The 21,016-nt window shown below is 59.8% G+C and carries 19 protein-coding genes and 1 pseudogene; 14 read left to right on the top strand and 6 right to left on the bottom strand.

Annotated features, from left to right (window positions below; all coding sequences use genetic code 11):
• The 7 genes and pseudogenes from APR53_07345 to APR53_07375 all read left to right on the top strand — a co-directional run bounded on the left by APR53_07345 (position 1) and on the right by APR53_07375 (position 7,206).
• Positions 1-1,102 (top strand): annotated as a pseudogene (locus APR53_07345).
• A gap of 101 nt (positions 1,103-1,203) precedes the next feature.
• Positions 1,204-2,754, top strand: a complete 1,551-nt coding sequence (locus APR53_07350; protein ID KQC05490.1) for an acyl-CoA synthetase — start codon at positions 1,204-1,206, stop codon at positions 2,752-2,754.
• 71 nt (positions 2,755-2,825) lie between these two features.
• Positions 2,826-3,434 carry a KaiC gene (locus APR53_07355; GenBank protein KQC05491.1) on the top strand — a complete coding sequence of 203 codons (609 nt, stop codon included), beginning with the start codon at positions 2,826-2,828 and terminating at the stop codon, positions 3,432-3,434.
• 376 nt (positions 3,435-3,810) lie between these two features.
• On the top strand, positions 3,811-4,041 hold the full coding sequence (locus APR53_07360) for a hypothetical protein (protein ID KQC05492.1): 231 nt from the start codon (positions 3,811-3,813) through the stop codon (positions 4,039-4,041).
• Positions 4,042-4,053: 12 nt separating this feature from the next.
• Positions 4,054-4,437: a two-component system response regulator gene (locus APR53_07365; protein ID KQC05493.1), complete on the top strand. Its 384-nt coding sequence runs from the start codon at positions 4,054-4,056 to the stop codon at positions 4,435-4,437.
• Between the two features lie 55 nt (positions 4,438-4,492).
• The gene (locus tag APR53_07370) at positions 4,493-6,562 is read left to right on the top strand and encodes a hypothetical protein (GenBank protein KQC05494.1); all 2,070 of its coding nucleotides are present in this window, start codon (positions 4,493-4,495) and stop codon (positions 6,560-6,562) included.
• Positions 6,563-6,798: 236 nt separating this feature from the next.
• Positions 6,799-7,206 carry a hypothetical protein gene (locus tag APR53_07375; GenBank protein KQC05495.1) on the top strand — a complete coding sequence of 136 codons (408 nt, stop codon included), beginning with the start codon at positions 6,799-6,801 and terminating at the stop codon, positions 7,204-7,206.
• Here the strand turns inward: APR53_07375 and APR53_07380 are convergent.
• Positions 7,203-8,099 (bottom strand): methionine synthase, encoded by an 897-nt coding sequence (locus tag APR53_07380; GenBank protein ID KQC05496.1) that lies wholly within the window; start codon positions 8,097-8,099, stop codon positions 7,203-7,205. The genes APR53_07375 and APR53_07380 overlap by 4 nt on opposite strands.
• Positions 8,096-9,385, bottom strand: coding sequence for an aspartate--tRNA ligase (gene aspC / locus APR53_07385; protein KQC05497.1), 1,290 nt, complete (start codon positions 9,383-9,385; stop codon positions 8,096-8,098). Before aspC ends, APR53_07380 begins: the two co-directional genes overlap by 4 nt.
• 129 nt (positions 9,386-9,514) lie before the next feature.
• Between aspC and APR53_07390 the strand changes: the two genes are divergently transcribed.
• Positions 9,515-10,738 carry a hypothetical protein gene (locus APR53_07390; protein KQC05498.1) on the top strand — a complete coding sequence of 408 codons (1,224 nt, stop codon included), beginning with the start codon at positions 9,515-9,517 and terminating at the stop codon, positions 10,736-10,738.
• A gap of 16 nt (positions 10,739-10,754) precedes the next feature.
• Here the strand turns inward: APR53_07390 and APR53_07395 are convergent, their stop codons facing one another.
• The 3 genes from APR53_07395 to APR53_07405 all read right to left on the bottom strand — a co-directional run bounded on the left by APR53_07395 (position 10,755) and on the right by APR53_07405 (position 13,623).
• On the bottom strand, positions 10,755-11,657 hold the full coding sequence (locus APR53_07395; GenBank protein KQC05509.1) for a hypothetical protein: 903 nt from the start codon (positions 11,655-11,657) through the stop codon (positions 10,755-10,757).
• Positions 11,658-11,712: 55 nt separating this feature from the next.
• Positions 11,713-12,651, bottom strand: coding sequence for a hypothetical protein (locus tag APR53_07400; GenBank protein ID KQC05499.1), 939 nt, complete (start codon positions 12,649-12,651; stop codon positions 11,713-11,715).
• Between the two features lie 66 nt (positions 12,652-12,717).
• On the bottom strand, positions 12,718-13,623 hold the full coding sequence (locus APR53_07405) for a 2-phospho-L-lactate transferase (protein ID KQC05510.1): 906 nt from the start codon (positions 13,621-13,623) through the stop codon (positions 12,718-12,720).
• Positions 13,624-13,674: 51 nt separating this feature from the next.
• Between APR53_07405 and APR53_07410 the strand changes: the two genes are divergently transcribed.
• The 4 genes from APR53_07410 to APR53_07425 are packed head-to-tail and all read left to right on the top strand — an operon-like array spanning position 13,675 to position 17,862.
• Positions 13,675-14,880 carry a phosphohydrolase gene (locus APR53_07410; protein KQC05500.1) on the top strand — a complete coding sequence of 402 codons (1,206 nt, stop codon included), beginning with the start codon at positions 13,675-13,677 and terminating at the stop codon, positions 14,878-14,880.
• A gap of 17 nt (positions 14,881-14,897) precedes the next feature.
• Positions 14,898-15,449 carry an aromatic acid decarboxylase gene (locus tag APR53_07415; GenBank protein KQC05501.1) on the top strand — a complete coding sequence of 184 codons (552 nt, stop codon included), beginning with the start codon at positions 14,898-14,900 and terminating at the stop codon, positions 15,447-15,449.
• Complete coding sequence (locus tag APR53_07420) at positions 15,446-16,684, top strand: hypothetical protein (GenBank protein ID KQC05502.1); 1,239 nt, start codon at positions 15,446-15,448, stop codon at positions 16,682-16,684. Before APR53_07415 ends, APR53_07420 begins: the two co-directional genes overlap by 4 nt.
• Positions 16,685-16,686: 2 nt before the next feature.
• Positions 16,687-17,862: a hypothetical protein gene (locus tag APR53_07425; protein KQC05503.1), complete on the top strand. Its 1,176-nt coding sequence runs from the start codon at positions 16,687-16,689 to the stop codon at positions 17,860-17,862.
• Between the two features lie 5 nt (positions 17,863-17,867).
• On the opposite strand, the gene APR53_07430 is transcribed toward APR53_07425, so the two are convergent.
• A complete protein-coding gene (locus APR53_07430) occupies positions 17,868-19,052 on the bottom strand; it encodes a hypothetical protein (protein KQC05504.1) in 1,185 nt (394 codons plus the stop codon).
• A 254-nt stretch (positions 19,053-19,306) separates the two neighbouring features.
• Here APR53_07430 and APR53_07435 point away from each other — a divergent pair, with 254 nt between their 5' ends.
• Together APR53_07435 and APR53_07440 are read left to right on the top strand one after the other, a co-directional pair.
• Complete coding sequence (locus APR53_07435) at positions 19,307-19,816, top strand: general stress protein (GenBank protein ID KQC05511.1); 510 nt, start codon at positions 19,307-19,309, stop codon at positions 19,814-19,816.
• Positions 19,817-19,974: 158 nt separating this feature from the next.
• Positions 19,975-21,000: a hypothetical protein gene (locus tag APR53_07440; GenBank protein KQC05505.1), complete on the top strand. Its 1,026-nt coding sequence runs from the start codon at positions 19,975-19,977 to the stop codon at positions 20,998-21,000.
• Positions 21,001-21,016 lie beyond the last annotated feature (16 nt).

Below are 21,016 nucleotides of genomic sequence, written 5' to 3' on the forward strand. Positions count from 1 at the left end.
GGTGAACCCGAGTGCCATGCGGGAAGTCTTCCTCGAGGTCAGCCATATCACGTGGGAAGAAGTGGGCGGGCTTTCCCGGGAAAAGGAGGAGGTACGTGAAGCGGTTGAATATCCCCTGACAAGGGCGGACCGCTTTGACAGCCTCGGGATAGAACCGCCGAAAGGTGTGCTGCTGTACGGGCCGCCGGGAACCGGCAAGACGCTGATCGCAAAGGCCGTCGCGAACGAAAGCGGTGCGAACTTCATTCCGGTGCGTGGCCCGCAGCTCCTCTCGAAATGGGTGGGGGAAAGCGAGCGTGCGGTACGCGAAATATTCAGGAAAGCACGGCAGGTGGCTCCGGCGATCATCTTCTTCGATGAGCTCGACGCCCTCGCGCCCTCCCGCGGGAGCGCCGGGGATTCCCACGTGATCGAGAGCGTCGTCAACCAGATCCTTACGGAAATGGACGGAATTCTCGAAATGCGCGGTGTCGTCGTCATGGGCGCCTCCAACCGGCCCGACATCATCGATCCGGCGCTCCTGCGGGCGGGAAGGTTTGATCGTCTTGTATACATACGCGAACCCGATACGGCAGGACGGCGGCATATCCTCGATATCCACACACGGTTAATCCCTCTCGAGGGATCGTCACTCGAAGAGCTGGTAATGCGCCTGGAGGGTATCGAGGAAAACAGGATTGAAGAGTGCCTCGGAACACTGGGGACGGACAGGACTGTCGGCCTTGACGAAATTGTGGCGTGTATCGGGCCCCCGGGCGAAACGGCCGAACCCCTGTCACGGGGCGCCCGCCGCCGCTCGGTTGTGGCCCTCTTACGGGAGAGGAGGCTCAGCTTTGCCGATCCCGCGCGGGATGCTCTCCTTGAAACGCTGACATCCCGGACGGAAGGCTATGTGGGCTCGGATCTTGCGCTCGTTGCACGCGAAGCCGCGATGTTTGCCATGCGGGAAGGGGCGGATGTGGTCGGACCCTCCCATTTCGACCATGCACTCGGGAAAGTCCGGCCCATGATGAACGAAAGGCTCCGGGAACAGTACAGCAGAATCGAGCAATATTTCAAGGGGGGCCTGCCCACGCAGGTACAGCCTCCCGAATACCAGTAAACCTTCTTTTCCCGGGCCGGCATGTGGAATACTATATCCTCGAATGAACACAATAGTACATTTGCGCGCAGGAGCGGTATGTCCGCTTCAGAGGAGCCATCATGTCGAACTGCACTACATTTCTCGATGTTAACCGACGATTCGGTGATAAGACAGCGATAGTACAGCCGACGACCGGTCATTCCTACAGTTACCGCGAACTGTTTGCAACGGTAAACCGGGTTGGAAACGGCCTCAGGAAGATTGGCATCGGCCCCGGAGAACGGATCTGCATTCATCTCGACAGTTCGCCCGACTATGTAATCTGTTATCTCGCCATCTGGCGTATCGGGGCGGTGGCCGTCCCTGTCAATATCGCTCTCACCGAAGAGGAAGTCCGCTATGCGGTGACAAACGCCGGAGCAGCGGCAATCATAACGGACGCGGGCGGATGCGGGGCGGCCGAACGGATACGGGGCCGTGCGCCCTCGGTCAGGCACATCGTCTGTACGGGCACGGGAGGGTCCGCCGGGACGGTGCCGTGGGACGCCATACTGGCCGCACCGCCCGAGCTCCGTGCGGCGTTCTGCGCCGGTGACACGGTATGCCAGCTGCAGTACACGTCGGGGACCACCGGGAATCCGAAAGGGGCGATGCTTACCCATGCGAACTGGATGGCGGCGCTGGATGCCGGGGGTGAGGTTCTCGGCCTGTGCTCTGACGACGTATACCTCGGCATCTACCCGATGGCCCATGTCGGCGTGAGCTGGGGCATTTCCGCCCTGAAGGCGGGAGCCACGTGGGTTGTCATGGAGCGTTTCGATCCGGAGGCCTACATACGCCTCGTCCCGGAGAGCGGTGCGACGGTGGTTGCATCCATGCCCCCGGTGATCCATTCCCTTTCTCTCTCGCCCCCCGGTACGGAGGAGGCGTTCGCCGGCACCCGCATCATGATCAGTGGCGGCGGCCCCCTGCACCCGAGTATCTGGAAGACGTTTCACGAGCGGTTCGGGATTCCCGTCGCGAACGCATACGGGCTCTCCGAGACGATCGTCGTCGGGACCGGGACGGCGATCCGGCCGGAGGACTATGCCACCGCCGAGGATTTTCGGAGCGTGGGGCATCCTGTCGGCTATTCCGAAGTGACGATCGTCGATACGGACGATCCCACCATCGAACTGCCCCCGGGTGAGACGGGGGAGATTGCCCTCCGGGGACCGTCCGTCGCCTCGGGCTACTGGCAGATGCCCGACGAAACGAATGCCGTCTTTCTCCCCGAGGGATGGTTTCTGACCGGGGATATCGGGTACCTGGATTCGTCGGGAATGCTCGCGATTACCGACCGGAAGAAAGACATGATCGTGATGTCGGGATGGAAGGTCTACCCGACCGAGGTGGAGAAGGTGCTCATGGAACACCCGAAAATCCGGGATATCGCAGTCTTCGGCATCCCGGACGAGCACCGCGGCGAAATACCCGTGGCTGCGGTCGTGCCCGCTGCCGGGGTGGAGTTTCTCCACGAGGAACTCGTGGAGTACGCCCGGGAACGACTGGCCGGGTACAAGATCCCCCGCAGGACCGTGATCCTGCGCGATCTGCCCCGCGTCGGTGGCTGGAAGCTCCTGAGGCGTGAACTCAGGGATCGGTTCGGTGCGATTTCTCGCCGGGAATAAACGCTGCCGGAGATCCGGGTACCGGCCTCCGGGGATATCTTTTTACGCCATCTCGTCGATTTTCTCTCCGCATGCCCGAAAACAATGAGTACCTGGAAGAAATACGGGAAAAGCGCTCGACAGGAATCTCGGGACTCGATTTTCAGCTGGGTGGGGGCTATCCCGAGGGCACGTCCATTGTCGTCTACGGCACCGCATTAACCGGGATGGACCGGATGGCCGTACAGTTCTGGAAGGCCGAGGAGACCGCGGGGACATACCTGATGCTTGACGCAGCACCCGTAGAGGGAATGATAAAGCCTTCCGGGTCGGATCCGGGCACCCTTGTTCCGCTCATGGAAGGGGATCGCGTGGTTGTCGATTCGCTCTCGACAGTCCTTCTGGAGCACGGCATCGATGCGGCGATCCACTGCCTCACGGACGGGGTCGACTCGGTCCGGCGGCAGGGCGGCAACGTCATGTTCCTCCTGTATTCAGGCATCCACACCCCGCTGGAAGAGCTTCGCATCATCCGTGCCGCGGACATCTTCATGACCCTTACCGAAACGACACACGGCAATGAGATCGAGCGGCGGCTCGCCATCAATAAAATCCCGCACATGGATGTCCCGCAACGGGTATATCCCTATAATGTCATGAAAGAGGGGCTCGAATTTTCCACCACGGCACGCGTTGTGTAGAACACGACGTTGGGGGAAAATATTTTTGGGGAACCGGCGACCACCGGCATACCCGTTGATGCAACCGATGCCTGCCTTCCCCCGGCCGGTTCCGGAGTGCGACGGTGACGGGCAGCTCATCGTCATCAATCGTGTCGGATCGAAAATCCCGGGCATCCATAAATATACAGTTTGAGCATGGTTACTTCCCGCACATTCGCCGGCGAGCAGGATTGTACCCGGGCAATCGAATATTTCCGGCAGATAATAGACGGAAAAGAACCCCGGATCAGCCAGATTCGCACTCAAAAAAGCCAGTAGTAAAATACGCATGGATATCGGGAACCTTTTCACTGCGGTTTAATCGTGAGTGAAATTGTCGCCAATTCGCTGAAACATGCCTTCCCGGGAACCGGCCGGGACCATCAGCACACACGATCCGGAGGGCCTCTTCACGATGATTATTGCCGATGACGGCGTTGGCTTTCCCCCTGATGACCGGCAGGAGCACGTATCGCCGGGCCTGCACTTCGTCAGGCTCATTACCACGGCCCGGCCCGACGGTTCACTATACGTCACCAGCGAAAACGGAGTGATATTTAAAATACAATTTGCCATGAATCATTAATTACTGATTCTCATGACACACGGCACAATTCTCGTCGTCGAGGATGACATCATCATCGCAACACTCCTTCAGACCAGATTGAAAAAACTCGGATTTTCCGTTGTTCATATCTCTGCAACCGCCGAAGATGCGATTATGAAGGCGACGGAACTCAAACCTGATCTGGCGCTGATGGATATACGCTTGAAAGGAGAGAGCGACGGTATCGGTGCTGCGGAAGCCATCCGTGAAAAAGAAAATATTCCGGTGATCTATCTCACATCGCACTCTGATGAAGACACTCTCGAACGGGCAAAAAAGACAAAACCCGCGGGATACATCATAAAACCGTTCACTGACGATATCCTGAGGACCACGATCGAAATCGCACTTTATTCGTCCGGTAAAACCGGGTGATGCGCAATTCCGCGGATAGCGCAGCAGGGTACAGGCACCAGGAGTCGTTCACTTCATGAAATTAACAACCAAGAGCCTAATTATCATCCTCATTACGCTGGGGGTTCTGTTTACCGGCCTGTACATCTCGGCGAACATGCTCCTCATGGACAGCTACAGCCGGATCGAGACGGACGATATTGCGAAGGACATGGAGCTGGTGATCAACGCATATGAGGCCGATGTCAAAGCCCTCGATACCCATGCGACCGACTATGCCTTCTGGGACGACACCTCCGTGTTCATGGCGGATCATAATGATGCCTTTCTCCGGTCCAACATGGTGCCTTCCCTCTTTGAAAATCTCGACATCCAGCTGATTCTCTTCATCGACACGGACGGACACCTCGTCTACGGACGTATGATGCCGCCCGGCGGGGATCTCCTGGTCCCCCTCGCCCCGGAAATCGAGGCAGGAATTCTCTCCGACCCCCTGCTTTCCTCTCATTCATCACCCGAAGCATCGATACGGGGACTCGTCATTCTGCCCGGCGTAACTCCCATCGTCGCCGCATCGCGCCCCATTTTAAACTCGCATGCCGAAGGGCCGGTGAAAGGTGCCCTGATCATGGGTAAATTCCTCACACCGGTACAGATGGAGCGGCTGTCAGGCATCACCAATCTCCCGGTCTCGGCTATTTTGTGGGAGAGCGACGATATCGGTGACGGCATCCGTACCGCACTTCTCAAAAACAGAATCGCTGTTATTCCTGCGAACGATACAATAATTTCAGGTTATACGCTCCTCAGCGACATACACAGCCAGCCGGCCCTTGCACTCACCATGGATCTCCCCCGGACAATGATTCACCAGGCATATTCGACAATCGCCTATCTCCTTACATCGCTGATCGCCATGGGGGGAGTGTTCGGGATGTGCACACTATTCATTCTGAGCCAGCTGATTCTGGAGCCCATCGGCGGGTTGAACCGGAAAGTCACATCAATCACCTCGTCGCGTGATTTCAGCAGGAGAATCGCCGTGAAGGGCGACGACGAGATTGCATCGTTCGCAGGAAACATCGACAGCATGCTTGCCGAGATCGAGCAGTCGCAAAAAATCCTGCGGCAAAGCGAAGAGAAATACCATACGCTGGCCGACTCTCTTCCCCAGATCGTTGTTGAAGCGGACAGGGAAGGGCGGATCACCTTTATCAACCAGGCAAGCCCGGAGATTTTCGGAACGTTTTCCGAACAGGACAGGAACATCTTCAATCCCGGACTATTTGCCGATGCGACGGAGAGGGAGAGGGTAATCGCCTATGCACAACAGGTGCTGAACGGCGAAACAACCCGTGCGGCGCAGTTCACCATGCTCGGGAAAGATAAAACACCGATTCCCATGATCGTTCATGCCACACCGGTTATCCAGGAGGGGGTTGTCGTCGGCCTCCGTGCCGTCGCAAGCGACATTTCAACCGTCAAATCTATCCAGAGCGAACTGGAACGCTCCGTCTCCGAGAAAGATACGCTGATGAAGGAGCTGCACCACCGTGTCAAGAACAACCTCCAGGTGATCTCCGCGTTGATCTCGCTTCAGGCGGAGTATGTCACGGATACGACTGTCCTCAATGCATTGAAGGATGCCCAGAAACGCATTATGAGCATGGCGCTCCTGCACGAGAAGCTCTATCGTTCACAGGACATGTTCCACGTCAATATTGCCGGGTACATCTCGAATCTCGTCGGACACCTCGGTATGATCTATGAAGGCGAGGCGCGGAACGTGGAGATTTCCACCGATGTACAGGTGCGGGATCTGGATCTCGACACCACAATTCCCTGCGGACTGATTGTCAGTGAAATCGTGTCCAATTCAATGAAATACGCATTTCCGGACAACCGGAGCGGAAGGATCGAGATTCGGATGAGCGAGGATGCGGAGGGCACCATCACAATCAGGATCAGTGACAATGGCGTGGGATTCCCTCACGCCCTTGACGTCAGACAATCGCCGTCACTCGGGCTGCACCTCATCAGAATGCTCGCGGAAAACCAGCTGGAGGGGACACTCGCCATCGAAACCGAAGGTGGCGTCACCTATACAATCTCATTCCGGCGAAGGAAACCTTCCCCGCACACCTGATCACGGACGGGTGACGCGATTCGTGCTCACCCCGCACCATCACGATGCGCGGAATCCTCCTGATTCAGGAGTGCAGGGGGTATTCTCCCTGCATCCCCTGTACGCCTGAGATATGCTGCTGATGACGGGAGTGTGAACGGACTGCCCTGTGGGCCAGTAATTATGTAAAATTCTCGTGCCACTGGAATATTCCAGCCCGATTGTACTATTTTTATAGAAAGGATTTTATACGCGCCATGAACATCAGATGTATGAATTCCGCCGCGATTCATATCGTTGAAAACGACGTCATCATCAGCGCCGTTATCAAAATGCGGCTGGAACATCTTGGATTTGCCATCGACGGCATTAGTAAAAACGCACGGGATGCAATCACATCGATTTCCCGAAACAAACCGGACCTGATTCTCATGGATATCGGTCTCGACGGAGATATGGACGGGATAGAGGCTGCAGCTGCCATACAGGAAATGAACAGGATCCCGATAATATACCTGACAGGATACACCGATCCCGAAACGGTGAAACGGGCACGGGAAACCCGTCCGGACGGCTATATTATCAAACCGTTCTCAGATGAGAGCCTCCGCGTCGCCATCAGTCTTGCCCTTGCCGGAAACACGGCTTCCGAACACCTCATTTAAAGCTCTGAACGGACGCAAGCGGCCGCTTTCGCCATCCTTCTTAGTTTTTCAAATGCGGTTTCCCGCGAGAGCATCCGGAGTCCGCAGTCGGGATCGATGAGAAGGCGGTCCGCCCCGAAAAGGTCGACACCGTGCTCGATATGCGCCCGAATGGCTGCGACCGGTTCAATGTCGGATGATGCGGAGTCCACCGCCCCGTACCCGATGATCTTCCCTTTGAGGTCCGCACCGGAAACAACCTCAAGGTTGTCCGGGTTGTTTGCGAATTCACAGTCGAGGATATCGACCGGCATTTTCCGGATGTCGTCGATGACGCCGCGTAGCCCGCCGCAGACATGAAGCCCGGTCGGGATGCGCAGCACCGAGGTGATGGTGCCGACGGCCTGCCGTGCGGTATGCAGGTTTGCCGTACCGGTGGAGAGGATGGGCTCGTCGATCTGCACGATTGTCACACCGGTCTCTTCGAGGCGCTTCGCCTCCGTGGCAAGCGCCTGCGCGATGTCGAGGATCAGCTCCTCCCTGTTCCGGTACATCGGTGTATCGATTTTCAGCGCATGGGCGAGCGTTGAGGGGCCGGTGAGAATTCCCTTCACCTTCGCGTGCTGGGAGAGAGCATACCGGGTGTCGCCGACCGTGAAGGCTTTCGGCGGGGCCTGTACCCTGCCGATTACCCGCTGCCCGCTGATGCCCGGAAGCTGTGATGTGAAGGAACCGATCATGTCGCCCCGCACCTGCCCGTTCGAGATGATATCGATGCCCGCCCGTATCTGGTCGGCGACGGCGGTCTCCATGGCGGTTTTGAGCGGGTCCATCAGGGAAAGAAGGCCCTTCCCCTTCACCACCGGATAGCTGCCCACGACGGTCGTGGGAAGCAGTTTGGATGTCAGGATCATGGTGTCAGGCGATGGCGATCACGCGGGAACAGCACCGCTTCCCTGATATTCGGCAGTTCAAGCATGGTCATGACGAGCCGTTCGGCACCCAGCCCCCACCCGGCGTGGGGCGGCATGCCGTAGAGGAACGGCTGGAGGTAGAATTCAAAATTCTCCGGCGAGAGCCCCTTGGCACGGATCTGTTCGACGAGGAGGTCGTGCCGGTGCACCCGCTGTGCGCCGCTCGACAACTCCATCCGGGGATGCATCAGGTCGAAGGCACGGCAGATCTCAGGCCGGTCCTCGTAGGGCAGTGCATAATACGGCTTGATCTCCGTCGGCCAGTCGACAATGAAATAATGCTCACCCATCTCTTCGCCGAGCGCTCTTTCGGCGGCCGTGCCGAGATCATCGCCGTATGCGAGATCCTCGTCGATCTTCGCCGATGCGATCCCGATCGCCTCTTCGTAGGTAATCCGGGGAAACGGAGCCACCGGCACGGCGGGAGCCACACCAAGCACCTCAAGCTGGGAGGCGCACCGTTCTCCGACGCTCTCGTATGCGGCGATGATGACACGCTCGAGTAGATCCATCACGTCATGGTGGTCTGCAAACGAGACCTCAACATCGATCGAGGTCGCTTCGTTAAGGTGGCGGACGGTGTTGTGCTCCTCGGCACGAAAGATCGGGCCGATTTCGACGACTTTTTCAAACCCCGCAGCCATCATCATCTGCTTGTAGAGCTGGGGGCTCTGGTTGAGGAAGGCTTCCTTTTCAAAGTATGCAATGGGGAAGAGCTCCGTGCCGCCCTCGGTTGCCGCCGCAACCACTTTCGGCGTCTGTATCGTGATAAAACCCTCGCGGGCAAGGAGATCCGACACGGCATGCGTGACCGTGCTGCGTATCTGGAAGATGGCGCTGATTCGCGGCCTTCTGGCGTCGAGGAACCGTGCATCGAGCCTCGTGTCCAGTTCGGCGGGGACCTTCTCCGCCACGTCGAGCGGGAGCGGGGTTGCCGCACGGGCGATGACCTCGAAGGTTTCGGGAATAAGCTCCCTGCCGCCGGGTGCCTTGTCCACCGCCCTGACGGTGCCCGTAATGCGCACGACGGATTCCCGTGAAACGGATTTCGCCGCTTCGATGACATCGTCCGCCGCCTTCTTTTTCACGATGGTCGCCTGAATGATGCCGCTCCGGTCCCGGATCAGATAAAAGGAGAGGCCCCCGAGATCGCGGATCTCATGGACCCATCCGATGATTTCGGCTGCCTCCGTTTCCGGGGTAATGTCTGCTATTCGTTTGCGCATAAAGAATCTGCTGTACTATGAGGTTTTCGAGACTAATTGATTTTGCGTGCAATGCCGTGACGGCCCGGCACCAAAAACCCCATCATTTTTACCGTTCACCTCCCAACCTGACAATGAAGGACGTGCGCTATGGTTCCCACAATTCCTGTCGCTTCGGCGGGATCGAACGAGGGTGAGAAGCCCGTTTTGGAGGCAGGGCTGATGCCGGTCTCGTATCACACGTGCTCTTCCCCGGTGTTTCGCCTGCTCGCGGCGGCGCTTCTTCTCATACTTCTCCTCCCTGCCACCGGATCGGCGCTCTCCTTCGAGAGCGGAGGCGTCCCTCCCGGGGAGCCTCTTCTGGCAGCGCAGAACGTCAGCATCGGCTGTACGATCCGGTACGATGCCACATCGGGAGCAGAATCGATGGATTTTTTCACGGATCTCGACAGCGCCCGGTGGATCTTCACCATCACCCGCAACGGTGCGGGAACTCCCATGGCACCCCGGTTCGGCAGATACGAATCCCTGACAGGATTTGAGCTCTATTATCCGGGCAGCGTTACACGAATCGACATCAGCCTTGCAGGAAAGGCACCCGCAAACCCGGGAACGATCACTCTGCTGAGGGTCCGCCAGTTCGATACCGGTGGTGAGAGTGCAAAGGACGAGCTGGCACAGAACGTTCGTGTCGTTACAGAGGCTGAGATCGACGCCGCAATCGCCGAAGCGGCAACGGCCGTCGCGGCCCTTCGAACCCAGATCGATACTGCGGACTCGGAAGGCATCCCGGTCGCCGCAGCCGAAGCGGCCTATTCCCGCGCTTCGGAGAACCTGACCGCTGCCGCGGCATCCCTGTCCGGTGCCGCATGGCAGGCGATTTCCCGTGCGGCCGATGCCGCTGCGGAAGGGCAGGGGCTCCTTGCGCAGGCATACGCAGAGGCGCTCGCCGCTGACGCCCGGGAGGAGATCACGGACGTACGCATGCGGGTGGATACCGAAGGCGGGACTTGGAGCGCCGAGCGCCGGATGGTAATCGAGGCTAAGCTGGAAGCGGCGGAGACGCTGCTTGTCCGTGCCGATGCGGCCCGTGCCTCGGGGGCGTATGACGAGGCTCGGCTGCATGCGGGCGCCGCACGTGAAAAGGCTGCCGAAGCAGTGGCGTATGCGGACGAAGCCGTACCGGAGGAATCCCCGGTGACACCGGCAACGACCGGACCGACGATAACGGAGACGCCCGCCCCGGCAGGTGCCAGCGGCGATATCGACGCCGCACTCGAGGGCGTCGATCGTATCACACGTGCGATCCGGCAGATCATAACGGCGCTCTCGGAGCTCGCCGAAGGGCTGCAGGGCCTGATGCCCCCGGAGTAGGCACCAATTCCCCCTTTTACCCTGACGACCGCCGCACGATAGCCATCAGATCCCATGCCAGCGATTCGCACCGCGCCGGTGTATGGAGCCGGGTGTCGATGCGGAGCGCCCCCTCAACATCCGCGCTATCACGGACATCCTGCACGAACAGATCGCAAAAATCCCTGTACAGGGAGAATACCCCCTGTGAGGACGATTCGAGCCCTTCGGCACGCATCAGCCTGCCTTCCGGACCACTGCCGTCGCGGCTCCCGGTGAAGGGGGAAACGGCGATGACAAATGTATCCGAGAGCGCTTCTTTCACCCCGCTGCATGCCAGGATCGGGAGGATACCCCCCGCGGGCTCGGACGGCCCGATAATGACCGCATCGGAATCCCGGAGAGCGGAGATGGCCGTGTCCGTCGCAACCAGCGGACCGTTATGTTCGAGTACGATTCCCTCCGGTTCCCGGTTGTCGGCGGTTTGCCAGAGCGGAAACGGAAGCAGCCCCCCGTCCGTCCGTACCATCGCCCGCACCGGCACATCGGTCGCAGGCAGGATTGCCGCACTGAGGGAAAGGCTGCCGGCGAGCGCCTCCGTTGCCGCGGTCAGCGTCATGCCGGAGCGAAGCAGATCGGCGCGGGCGATCTGGACGGCACGCTCCCGGTCGCCGACGGCAAGGGGCTCGGGACGACCGAGAGTCCCGAGGTACCGGTGGGTTGCGTACGTGTCCCCAAGAATCCCGCTCCAGGTCGAGGTGTTGAGGATGCCCGCGAAGAGAAACATCACCGCATCGGCACTGCCGAGCATGTGCCCCCCCGAGAGGGGAAACGCATCGGCGGTGGTGACGATAACCGCCATTTCACGGTCATGCAGGAGCCTCCGCATCCCGAGAAGCAGCGGGAGTGTCCCCGTCCCCCCGGAGAGAAACGCAATCATCATCATGAGTGTGCGGCTCCGGCCATCTAACTACCGGTGTTTTCCGTGAAAAAGATCAGGGGAGGAGGGCGTACTGCGGCGCCAGGCGACCGAGCACGTGCAGCCCGTAATAGCGGTGAAAGGTGATGACCGGCACCGCAACAAGAAGCATGGCAACGATTGCCGCGAGCACGAACGGGGTGGCGAGAACGGCGTCAATGAGCAGAGAACCGAGAGCGAGATGTCCGGCAAAGACCACAAGCCCCCCCGGAATGCCGATGATGATCAGCGCGATGACCATCGCGATCAGCTGCAGGATCGAGGTGGCGATGACGAGCACAATTTTTGCCAGCACAAACATGAGCGCCTGCTTCCACTCCGCCCGCAGTACGGGGTACACGCTGCGCCACCCGCCGATCACGCCGCAGTCGTCCCGTATCATCACCGGCACCACGAAGTCGATGGTCAGCATCTGGATAATTGCGCCCGGGATGAGCAGCACGAGCAGGATCAGCAGGGCAGCAAGGATTGCGACGACCGCGGAGATGTTCACTCCCCCGGTCATCACGATCACGGCAATGAACACGACCGCCGCGGGAATCGCCACGATCAGCAGCAGCAGGAGCGCGAGCCCCACCTCGAAGAGGAAGAGGCGCACGCCCTTCCCGGCACGCGGGCTGAAATGGCTGAGAATGCGCCATTCATTCGTGACGAGCATATCAACGAAGACGAACTGCAGAATCGTGCCGATGATGCTCCAGAGCAGCGCGAGGAGGATGAGCGCGACCACGCCGGCAATAATCAGGGGAAGAAACGGCGTAACGGCATGCTCCAGTCCGGCTGGCATATCCCCGGTGCTCCAGCTTGGGGACGGGAGATTTATCCCTCCGCCGCCGATGAAAAATGCGATCACTGCGATGCGCAGCCAGATGGAACGGCGAAACGGCAGGAGGAGCTCCTTTGTCCGGGCAAACGCAGGCTCAATTTCCCCGAATGCGACATAATCTTCAGCCATATTACATGAATGATGACGTGTGCGGGAAGAAAAAGCCTTTCCCGCGACCTGACAGGGAAGGTTGCCCTATCCCCCCCCTTCGACGATTCGCAGAATCTCTTCCGCAAGGCCGATACTCTTCTCACGGTCCGTCATCAGGGTGTCGCACCGCACCGCGCCCGGCACATCCACCGGATCGCGGATATCCTGAATGAAGACATCCGTGAAATCCTCATAGAGACCGAACGTGCCCGCCGATGAGGGTTCACAGCCCCATGCCTGCATGAGAGCCGCTGCGGGACCGCTGACAGGCACGTCACCGATGAACGGGCTGACGGCGATGACAAATGCATCGGCAAGCACTTCCCGGATACCTTCGCATTCAAGAATCGGGCCGATGCTTGTCACCGGGTTGCTGGGGCCGAGGATGACCGCTTCGGAGGCTGCCAGTGCCGTAAGTACTGCCGACGGGGCTTCAGGCGGCTCCCTGTATACGCGCCGGACGCCGGTGATATCCACCGTACCCCGGTGCTTCACCCAGTACTCCTGGAAATGCATCGTGCCTCCGGGTATTTCGACCCGGGTCGTCACGGGGGTATCGGCCATCGGCAGCACGGTGGCATCCACGCCGAGGCGGTTGCACAGGATACGCGTCGCCTCGGTGAGCGTCAGCCCTTTCCTGAGCATCTCCCCGCGGACGATCATGACACCGCGGTCGCGGTCGCCGACGCGAATATACTCCTCTTCCCCGAGCCGGGCCACAAAATCATGCGTGATGAACGTATCGTCCGCAATACCCCACCATGTGTCGGTATTGAGAAGCCCGGCAAAGAGGTACATGACGGTATCGATGTCGGGAGAGAGGTGTCCGCCCGAGATCCACATGTCCTCCGCGGTGTTCACGACAACCGAGATCTCCGCATCCCCGAGGAATACCCGCATGCCGCGGAGCAGCTTCGGCGTGCCCGTTCCACCCGAAAGAAACGTGAGCATACTCACACAATCTTTTTTAACCATATATATTGATTCTTTACTGAAATCCGGATGAAAATCATCAAGGACCCCGTTCACGGCTATGTAGAGGTGAGCGAAGCCCTTCTTCCCGTTCTCGATTCCCCGCCGGTCCAGCGTCTCCGGTATATCAGGCAGCTGGGATTTTCCCATCTCGTCTACCCGGGCGCCAATCATACACGGTTCGAGCATGCCCTCGGGACGATGCACCTGGCGTCGCTGCTCTGCCATAAGCTGGACCTTGATGCGGACGACCGTGTTCTCGTCACCACCGCCGCCCTTCTCCACGACATCGGCCACGGACCGTATTCGCATGCAACCGAGGTGCTGATGCGGGAGTATACGGGCAGGACCCACACGGATATCGGGCCTGTCCTGTGCGATGAAGCCCTCTCGGTGCAGTGTGAGGCGCTGGGCACGGACCCCGGTGAGATTGCCGCCATCGTGCAGGGCAACCACCGGCTCGCGGGAATCATTCACGGTGAGCTCGACGTGGACCGGATGGACTACCTCCTTCGCGATGCACACTATACGGGGGTGCCATACGGGACGGTGGACGCACACCGGCTGATTCACAGCATCATGCTGACGGATTCGGGGATCGTCCTTGATGAATCGGGAATCAACGCCGCAGAGTCGCTGCTGATTGCGCGGACGCTGATGCGGCCTGCCGTCTACTTCCATCACGTGGGCAGGATTGCCGAACGCATGATCCTCCACGCCGCCATAGAGCACATGAGCATTACGGGCATCGACCAGACAGGCAGGCTGCTTGCCATGGACGATGCGGCATTTATCAGGGAGTTGTGCACCTCGCCGTCGCCCGTGGCGCAGGAGATCACCGGCCGGGTACTGCACCGCCGCCTCTTCAAGAGAGCGCTCTGGGCCGGCCGCGACCTTGTCAATGCCCCCGCATTGCAGGGACGGACCGGAATTGCCGGGGAGCGGACGATCGCAGCTGAGATCGCGGAGAAAGCCGGTGTCGATGCGGGCTCCGTGCTCGTGGACATCCCGCCGTTTCCCACAACAATGTCGGTGGAGGTGCAGGTGACCAACCGGCACGATCTGGTGGATCTCGAACAGATATCGCCGCTCGTTAAAACGCTCAACGACACGCGGCGCAGCCAGTGGCGGATGGGCGTGTACGCTCCCCCGGACATCCGGGATAGGGTCGCCGTGGCGGCCGCCGATGTCCTTCACCTCAAAAAACCCACGAAACAGGACAAACTCAGCATATAAGGACAGGATTTGTGCTTATGACAAAACGATACGTAGTCGGAATCACCGGGGCAAGCGGTATTATCTACGCACGTCGCCTTCTGGAAGTGCTGTGCGAGAAGGCGGAGGTCTATATCATCATTACGGAGATGGGCCGGCGCATCGCCGAGTACGAGGGCATCGATCTCGCCGGATTCGATGCCGTCTATGAGGAAAACACCGATATGTTTGCCGAGATCGCGAGCGGATCGTTTCGGTACGACGGCATGATCATCCTCCCGTGCAGCATGAAGACGCTCGCCTCGATTACCGCGGGCGTGGCCGGCAACCTCCTGACACGCGCCGCGGATGTCTGCCTGAAGGAGAAAAGGACCTGCATCCTGATGCCGCGGGAGATGCCGCTCTCCCGCATCCACCTGCGAAACATGCTTGCCGCGGACGAAGCGGGAGCCACCGTGATGGTGACGAGCCCCGGTTTTTATACCCGCCCGGAGACAATCGACGATCTGGTCGACATGGTCGTGGCACGCGCCCTGGACCATCTCGGTGTCGAGCACCACCTGAGTACGCGCTGGAGCGGATATCCATGAGAGCTTTTATCGAACAGATGCGGGAGCGGGGGCTGGTCGAGGATATCGAAGAACCCGTCTCCTCCGTCTACGAAGCACCGAAACGGGCGGCCGCAACGGACCGCCTGCTCTTCTTCCATGATATCGACGGGCACCGGGCGGTGATGAACGCCATCGCAACCCGGAAAGCGCTCGCCGTCGCGCTCGGGATGGAAGAGCGGGACATGGTGCGGCAGCTTGCGGGCGCCCGCCCGGACGGGGTGATCGAGGAGCGGGGAAGGCTGTCCCTGCAGGAGCCCGACCTCCGCTCACTGCCCGTCATGAAGCATTACCCCCTCGATGCGGGCCGGTACCTGACGGCGGGAATTGTCTTCTCCGCATACGGCGGGATAGAAAACGCCTCCATCCACCGGATGCTCGTCCTCGACGAGCGCCGCCTTGCCGCACGGATCGTGGAGGGACGGCATACCGACACGCTGCTCGCGGCAGCGCGGGAGGAGGGGGAGCGCCTGCCTGTCGCGATCGCCGTCGGCACGCATCCGGCGGTCACGTTCGCCTCCTGCACACGGGTTCCGGAGGGAAAGGAGCTTGCCTATGCGGCCGGACTCTCGGGAGGCACGCTGCCGGTTTCCACATGCGGCAACGGGATCCAGGTTCCGCCTGCGGAGATCGTGTTCGAGGGCTATATCGGGACGGAAAAAACCGCCGAAGGGCCCTTCGTGGACATCACGGGAACATACGATCCGGTGCGCCAGCAGCCCGTCATAGAGCTGACCGGCATGCACACGGCGAAGGATCCGATATACCACGGCATTCTTCCCGGAGGTGCCGAGCATAAGGTGCTGATGGGCGTCCCGTACGAGCCGTCCATCTACCGCGCCGTCGCGGGTGTAACACGGGTCGGAAATGTCGTCCTCACCACCGGCGGCTGCGGCTACCTTCACGCCGTCATCCAGATACGGAAAAGCACACAGGGAGACGCCAAAAATGCGATCATGGCGGCATTCGCGACGCATACCTCGCTCAAGCACGTCGTGGTGGTGGATATGGACATCGATATCTTCGATGGAGAGGACGTGGAGTACGCGATCGCCACCAGGGTGCGGGGCGACCGCGACCTCATGGTTATCTCCGGAGTCCGGGGTTCGTCACTCGATCCCTGCCGGAGTGCCGACGGCACGAACGTAAAGGTAGGGATCGACGCCACAATGGTGATGGGGGAAGAGGACAAATTCATTCGTGCGGAGTGGTCGTAAACGTGTTTCTTGACAACGATGATGAAAAGATACTCGCGGGTGAGTACGGCGAAACCCGGCAAAAAATGATGGAGATCCTGGTCGGTCTCGGCAAGGTCTTCGGTGCCGGGGAGCTCGTGCCGATTGCAAGCGCCCAGATTGCAGGCGCCTCGTACAAGACGATCGGTAAGTGGGGGCTGGAATGGCTCAAAAGCCTCGACGCCCGGGTTGCGGTCCCCTCGGTACTGAACCCGATCGGCATGCCCCGCGAGCGGTGGGAGGAGATGGGGATTTCCCGGGAGTTCGCGGAGCGGCAGATGGCGGTCATCGATGCCTACCACCGCCTCGGCGTGCGCCTCGAGTGCACGTGCACTCCCTACTACCTGAGCATCACGAACTACGGGGATCATCTTGCGTGGTCGGAGTCGTCAGCGGTCGCCTATGCAAACTCTGTCATCGGGGCGCGCACGAATCGCGAGGGGGGGCCGAGCGCCCTTGCGGCGGCAATCATCGGGAAGACCCCGAAGTACGGGCTGCACATCTTCGACAACCGCCTGCCGCAGGTGGCGGTCAGGGTGGAGATGCCGGAAGGAAACGCCCACGCGGGGCACTTCGGCGCAATCGGGTACCTCGCCGGAAAGGAGGTCGGAAACAGGATACCGATCTTCCTCGGGATGCGGCCGAACCGCGACAGCATGAAGGCGATGGGGGCTGCCATGGCGGCCACCGGCGCCGTCGCCCTCTTCCATGTGGACGGCATCACGCCCGAGGTACGGGTGATGCGCCAGCGGTCCCGCATGGATGTGGAGGCGCTTGAAACCATCACGATCGAAGCGGACGCCATCGAGAAGCTCTTTACCGACGTGCCCGTGGACGCGGTTGCAATCGGCTGCCCCCACTGCTCCGCTCAGCAGCTCGAGACGATCGCCTCCCTCCTTCAGGGGAAGAAGACGACAAAGCCGCTCTATATCTTCGCCGCCCGAGGAGTCGTGCAGGCGAACCGGCATGCGGTGGCGGCGATCGAGCAGAGCGGGGCGAAGGTCTTCGAGGACACCTGCATGGTGGTATCGCCGGGCATGGACCGGTTCCGGGGCATCATGGTGGATTCCGGCAAGGCTGCAAGCTACATCCCGAATATGTGCGGCTCGGTGGCCCGGATAGGCACGCTTGAGGAGTGTATTCGGGAAGCGACGGCCTGAGGAATCTAATTCTCTTTTATCTGCAGCATGCGCCGGCAGTAGCTGTCCACGGCGCCGAAGACGGCAAGGCGGACGGCCCTCTTCTGATCGGGATCCTCGCAGTGGAACGCGATAAAGTCCAGAAGGCGTGCGAAATAATCGAATCCGGGGTACGATTCGAGGAAGTGTTCGAGGCAGAGCGCCGCAGGACCCTGCCGGCCTTTGAAATATTCGAACGCAAAATCGACAATCTGCAGGACGTGCGACGGCATCGAGACCTCTTCCGCAGCAGTGCGGAATTCCGTGAAGAGCGCTGTTCCCTGCATGAAAAATGAGGTCCTGAGCCCGTAATATACCGGCTCGATCTCCCGCGGATAGCGCTGCCTCATGTCCCGGATCAGCTCTATCGCGGCATCCAGTTCCCCCTGGTTAAAGTTCCTGAAATACGCCTCGCGGAAAAAGACGATATCGCCCGGAAACCTCCCGAGAGCGATCTGGAGCAGTTTTGCGAGGGTGACACCGTTCGCATCCTCCTTGGCGATTTTTATACCGAGATGCAGGTACCACTGCTCGTCGGGAAACCATTCGACCGCCGAAAACAGCATCAACCAGAAGGGTTTCTCCATCCATTTCGCCGTTGCAAGGATCCCCTTTACAATCAGGTTGTGCCGCGGCTTCCAGGTGCTGAGATCCTCCATCGCCTGCCGCGAGAGCTTCGCATAGTTCCATCTGCTGCCGGGGTTGTACCCGGGCTCCTGCGAGCCGTCCTTGTAGAGGGCATAGTAGCAGTAGGCAAACCACGTCCCGACCTTGGCGTCGTGCTTCTTGTAGGGTTTGAGGTAATACGACGCCTCGAGATATTTCCCGGCCCTGATGAGGTGGATGGCGGCAGCCACGTGGATGCCGCTTTTCTTCTCCTTGTTCCGCTTGATGGCGGGAGCCAGCTCAGTGACCCGGGCGACGAATTTCTGATCGCCGATGCGGCGGCTGCCCCCGAAGAGGTGAAACACGACGGCGTCGATGAATTCGTCGTGGGCTGCATCGGGGATTTTGACCGTGGCTTTTTCAAGAATCGAGGCCACCTGGCCGAAAAAGACAGGGAGATTCTGTTCGATCGCCTCGATATTCCGGTCGATATAGACAAATAATTCAGCCCGCATATGTTCGAGCTTTTCCTCAATCACGGCATCCGGGACAAAACCCCGCTCCATGTTTATTATTACGGTAAAAATACGATATAAAACACGCGATCCGCCCGATTCCGAATTCGAGTGATATCTACACATTTTACAGGAAATACACATGATTTTCACGACATCCGGGGGGAGAGAGACCCGTCGCCGCCCGCGACACTGAGGAAGTGCATCCCCGGCTCCTCTTCCTCTCCCGCACCACATTTATCTCCCTCCTCTCCCAATGCATTCCCGTACCAGGGCCGGCATTCGACCGGAACCCGGGAGTTTTCATGAAAAAAATTGCCGTACTGCTCACCCATCTCTTTGAGGATTCCGAATTTCTGTACCCGACCGACGCTTTTCGAAGAATCGGCCATTTAATCGTCCCGATCGGCGTGAAACGCGATGAAATGGTATGGGGCAAAACCGATCATACGCCCGTGAAGATCGAGCGGGCGGTTGCCGAGGTCTCGGTTGCCGATTTCGATGCCCTGCTGATACCGGGCGGATACTCGCCCGACAAGCTGCGTGTCCACGAAGAGATCGTCGGTTTCGTGCGTGCTTTCGTCGAAAGCGGCAAACCCGTCTTCATGATCTGCCACGGGCCGCAGCTGCTGATTACCGCGGGGGTGCTCGGCGGCCGCCGGGTAACCGGCTACGCCTCGATCGTTCAGGACATCAAAAACGCCGGTGCCACCTTCGTCGATGCGGAGGTCGTGGAGGACGGAAACCTGATTTCGAGCAGAGACCCCCGGGATCTTGCAGCGTTTACGAAGGCTGCGCTCGCCCGCCTGGGCTGACGGCATGGTGCACGACCTCGTCGCCGCCACGCACATCCATCCGGCGCTCTCCGGGGTGGTGCAGAAGACCGCCGGGGCGGTGACGGGCGCCGGAAAGGGCAGGGCGGGATTCTCACATACCTATAAATAACGCCCGGCGGCAACCCTTCCTTCATCAGATGGAATATTTCACGTTCAGCCACATGGAGTTCCGGAAATCGCGCCCGCTGATTCTCGGCGCAATCATCCTCATCTACACCGTCATCGAAGTCGTTGTGCATTTCTTTCTCGGAATTTCAACAGGGTACACCCACTTTTACTACATCTTTCTGGTGCCGGTTGCCATCCTCTTTTACCGGAAGGCAGTCTTTTTCGGCCTGTACCTTACGGGGCTGCATATCGGCATCGAATACCTGCTCACCGGCGGCATGGTCGGAACCGACGCCCTGGTGCGAGGGGCCATGTTTCCGATCGTCGGCCTGATTTCCGGCCTGATTTTCGAGAGGATCGAATACGAACGGGGCGATCTGATCGAGTACCTGCTGGAAAGGAGCCTCCGGCGGGAGGCGCCGATCGGAGAGAACGTCGACGCCGCCGCCGAAAGAACGGAGGCAGGGAGCCGGGTGCATGCTTACCGCCGCGAGGCGAATGTCCGGGGACTGATCGCAGGACTTTCGAGCCGCGACATGGAAACCCGGTACCGTTCGGCGATTGCCCTCGGGGACCTTCGCACCGGGGAGGCGGTTCAGGCCCTCTCGCAGGCGCTCCATGACGAGAACAGCGGTGTGCGCTGGGAGGCGGCCGAGGCGCTCGGGAAGATTGGAAAGCCGGCCATTTCCGCACTTATCGGGGCGCTGGACGATCCCGACGCAGACCTGCGGTGGCGGGCGGCGCTCGCACTCGGGGAGATCGGTGACGAGGAGGTCATCGCACCGCTCGTGCTGGCGCTCGGCGACCCGGACGAATATGTCCGCAGCCGGGCGGTCGTATCTCTCGCGGCAATCGGCCGCCCCGCAATCGGGCCGCTTCTGCTCATTATCAGGTCGGGTGGCGAAACCGCACGAGAAGGGGCCGCCAGTGCGCTTCTCAGGATTACCGAGGAGACCGGCATCGATCCCGCCGCAGAGACGGAGGAGTTTGATGACGAGATCCGGCAGGAGCTCAGGGAGGCAATCGAAACTGCCAAAACATCACGGGGCCATTAATTTACCAGGAGGCAGG

The sequence above is a fragment of the Methanoculleus sp. SDB genome (genome assembly GCA_001412355.1).
Lineage (GTDB): Archaea > Halobacteriota > Methanomicrobia > Methanomicrobiales > Methanomicrobiaceae > LKUD01.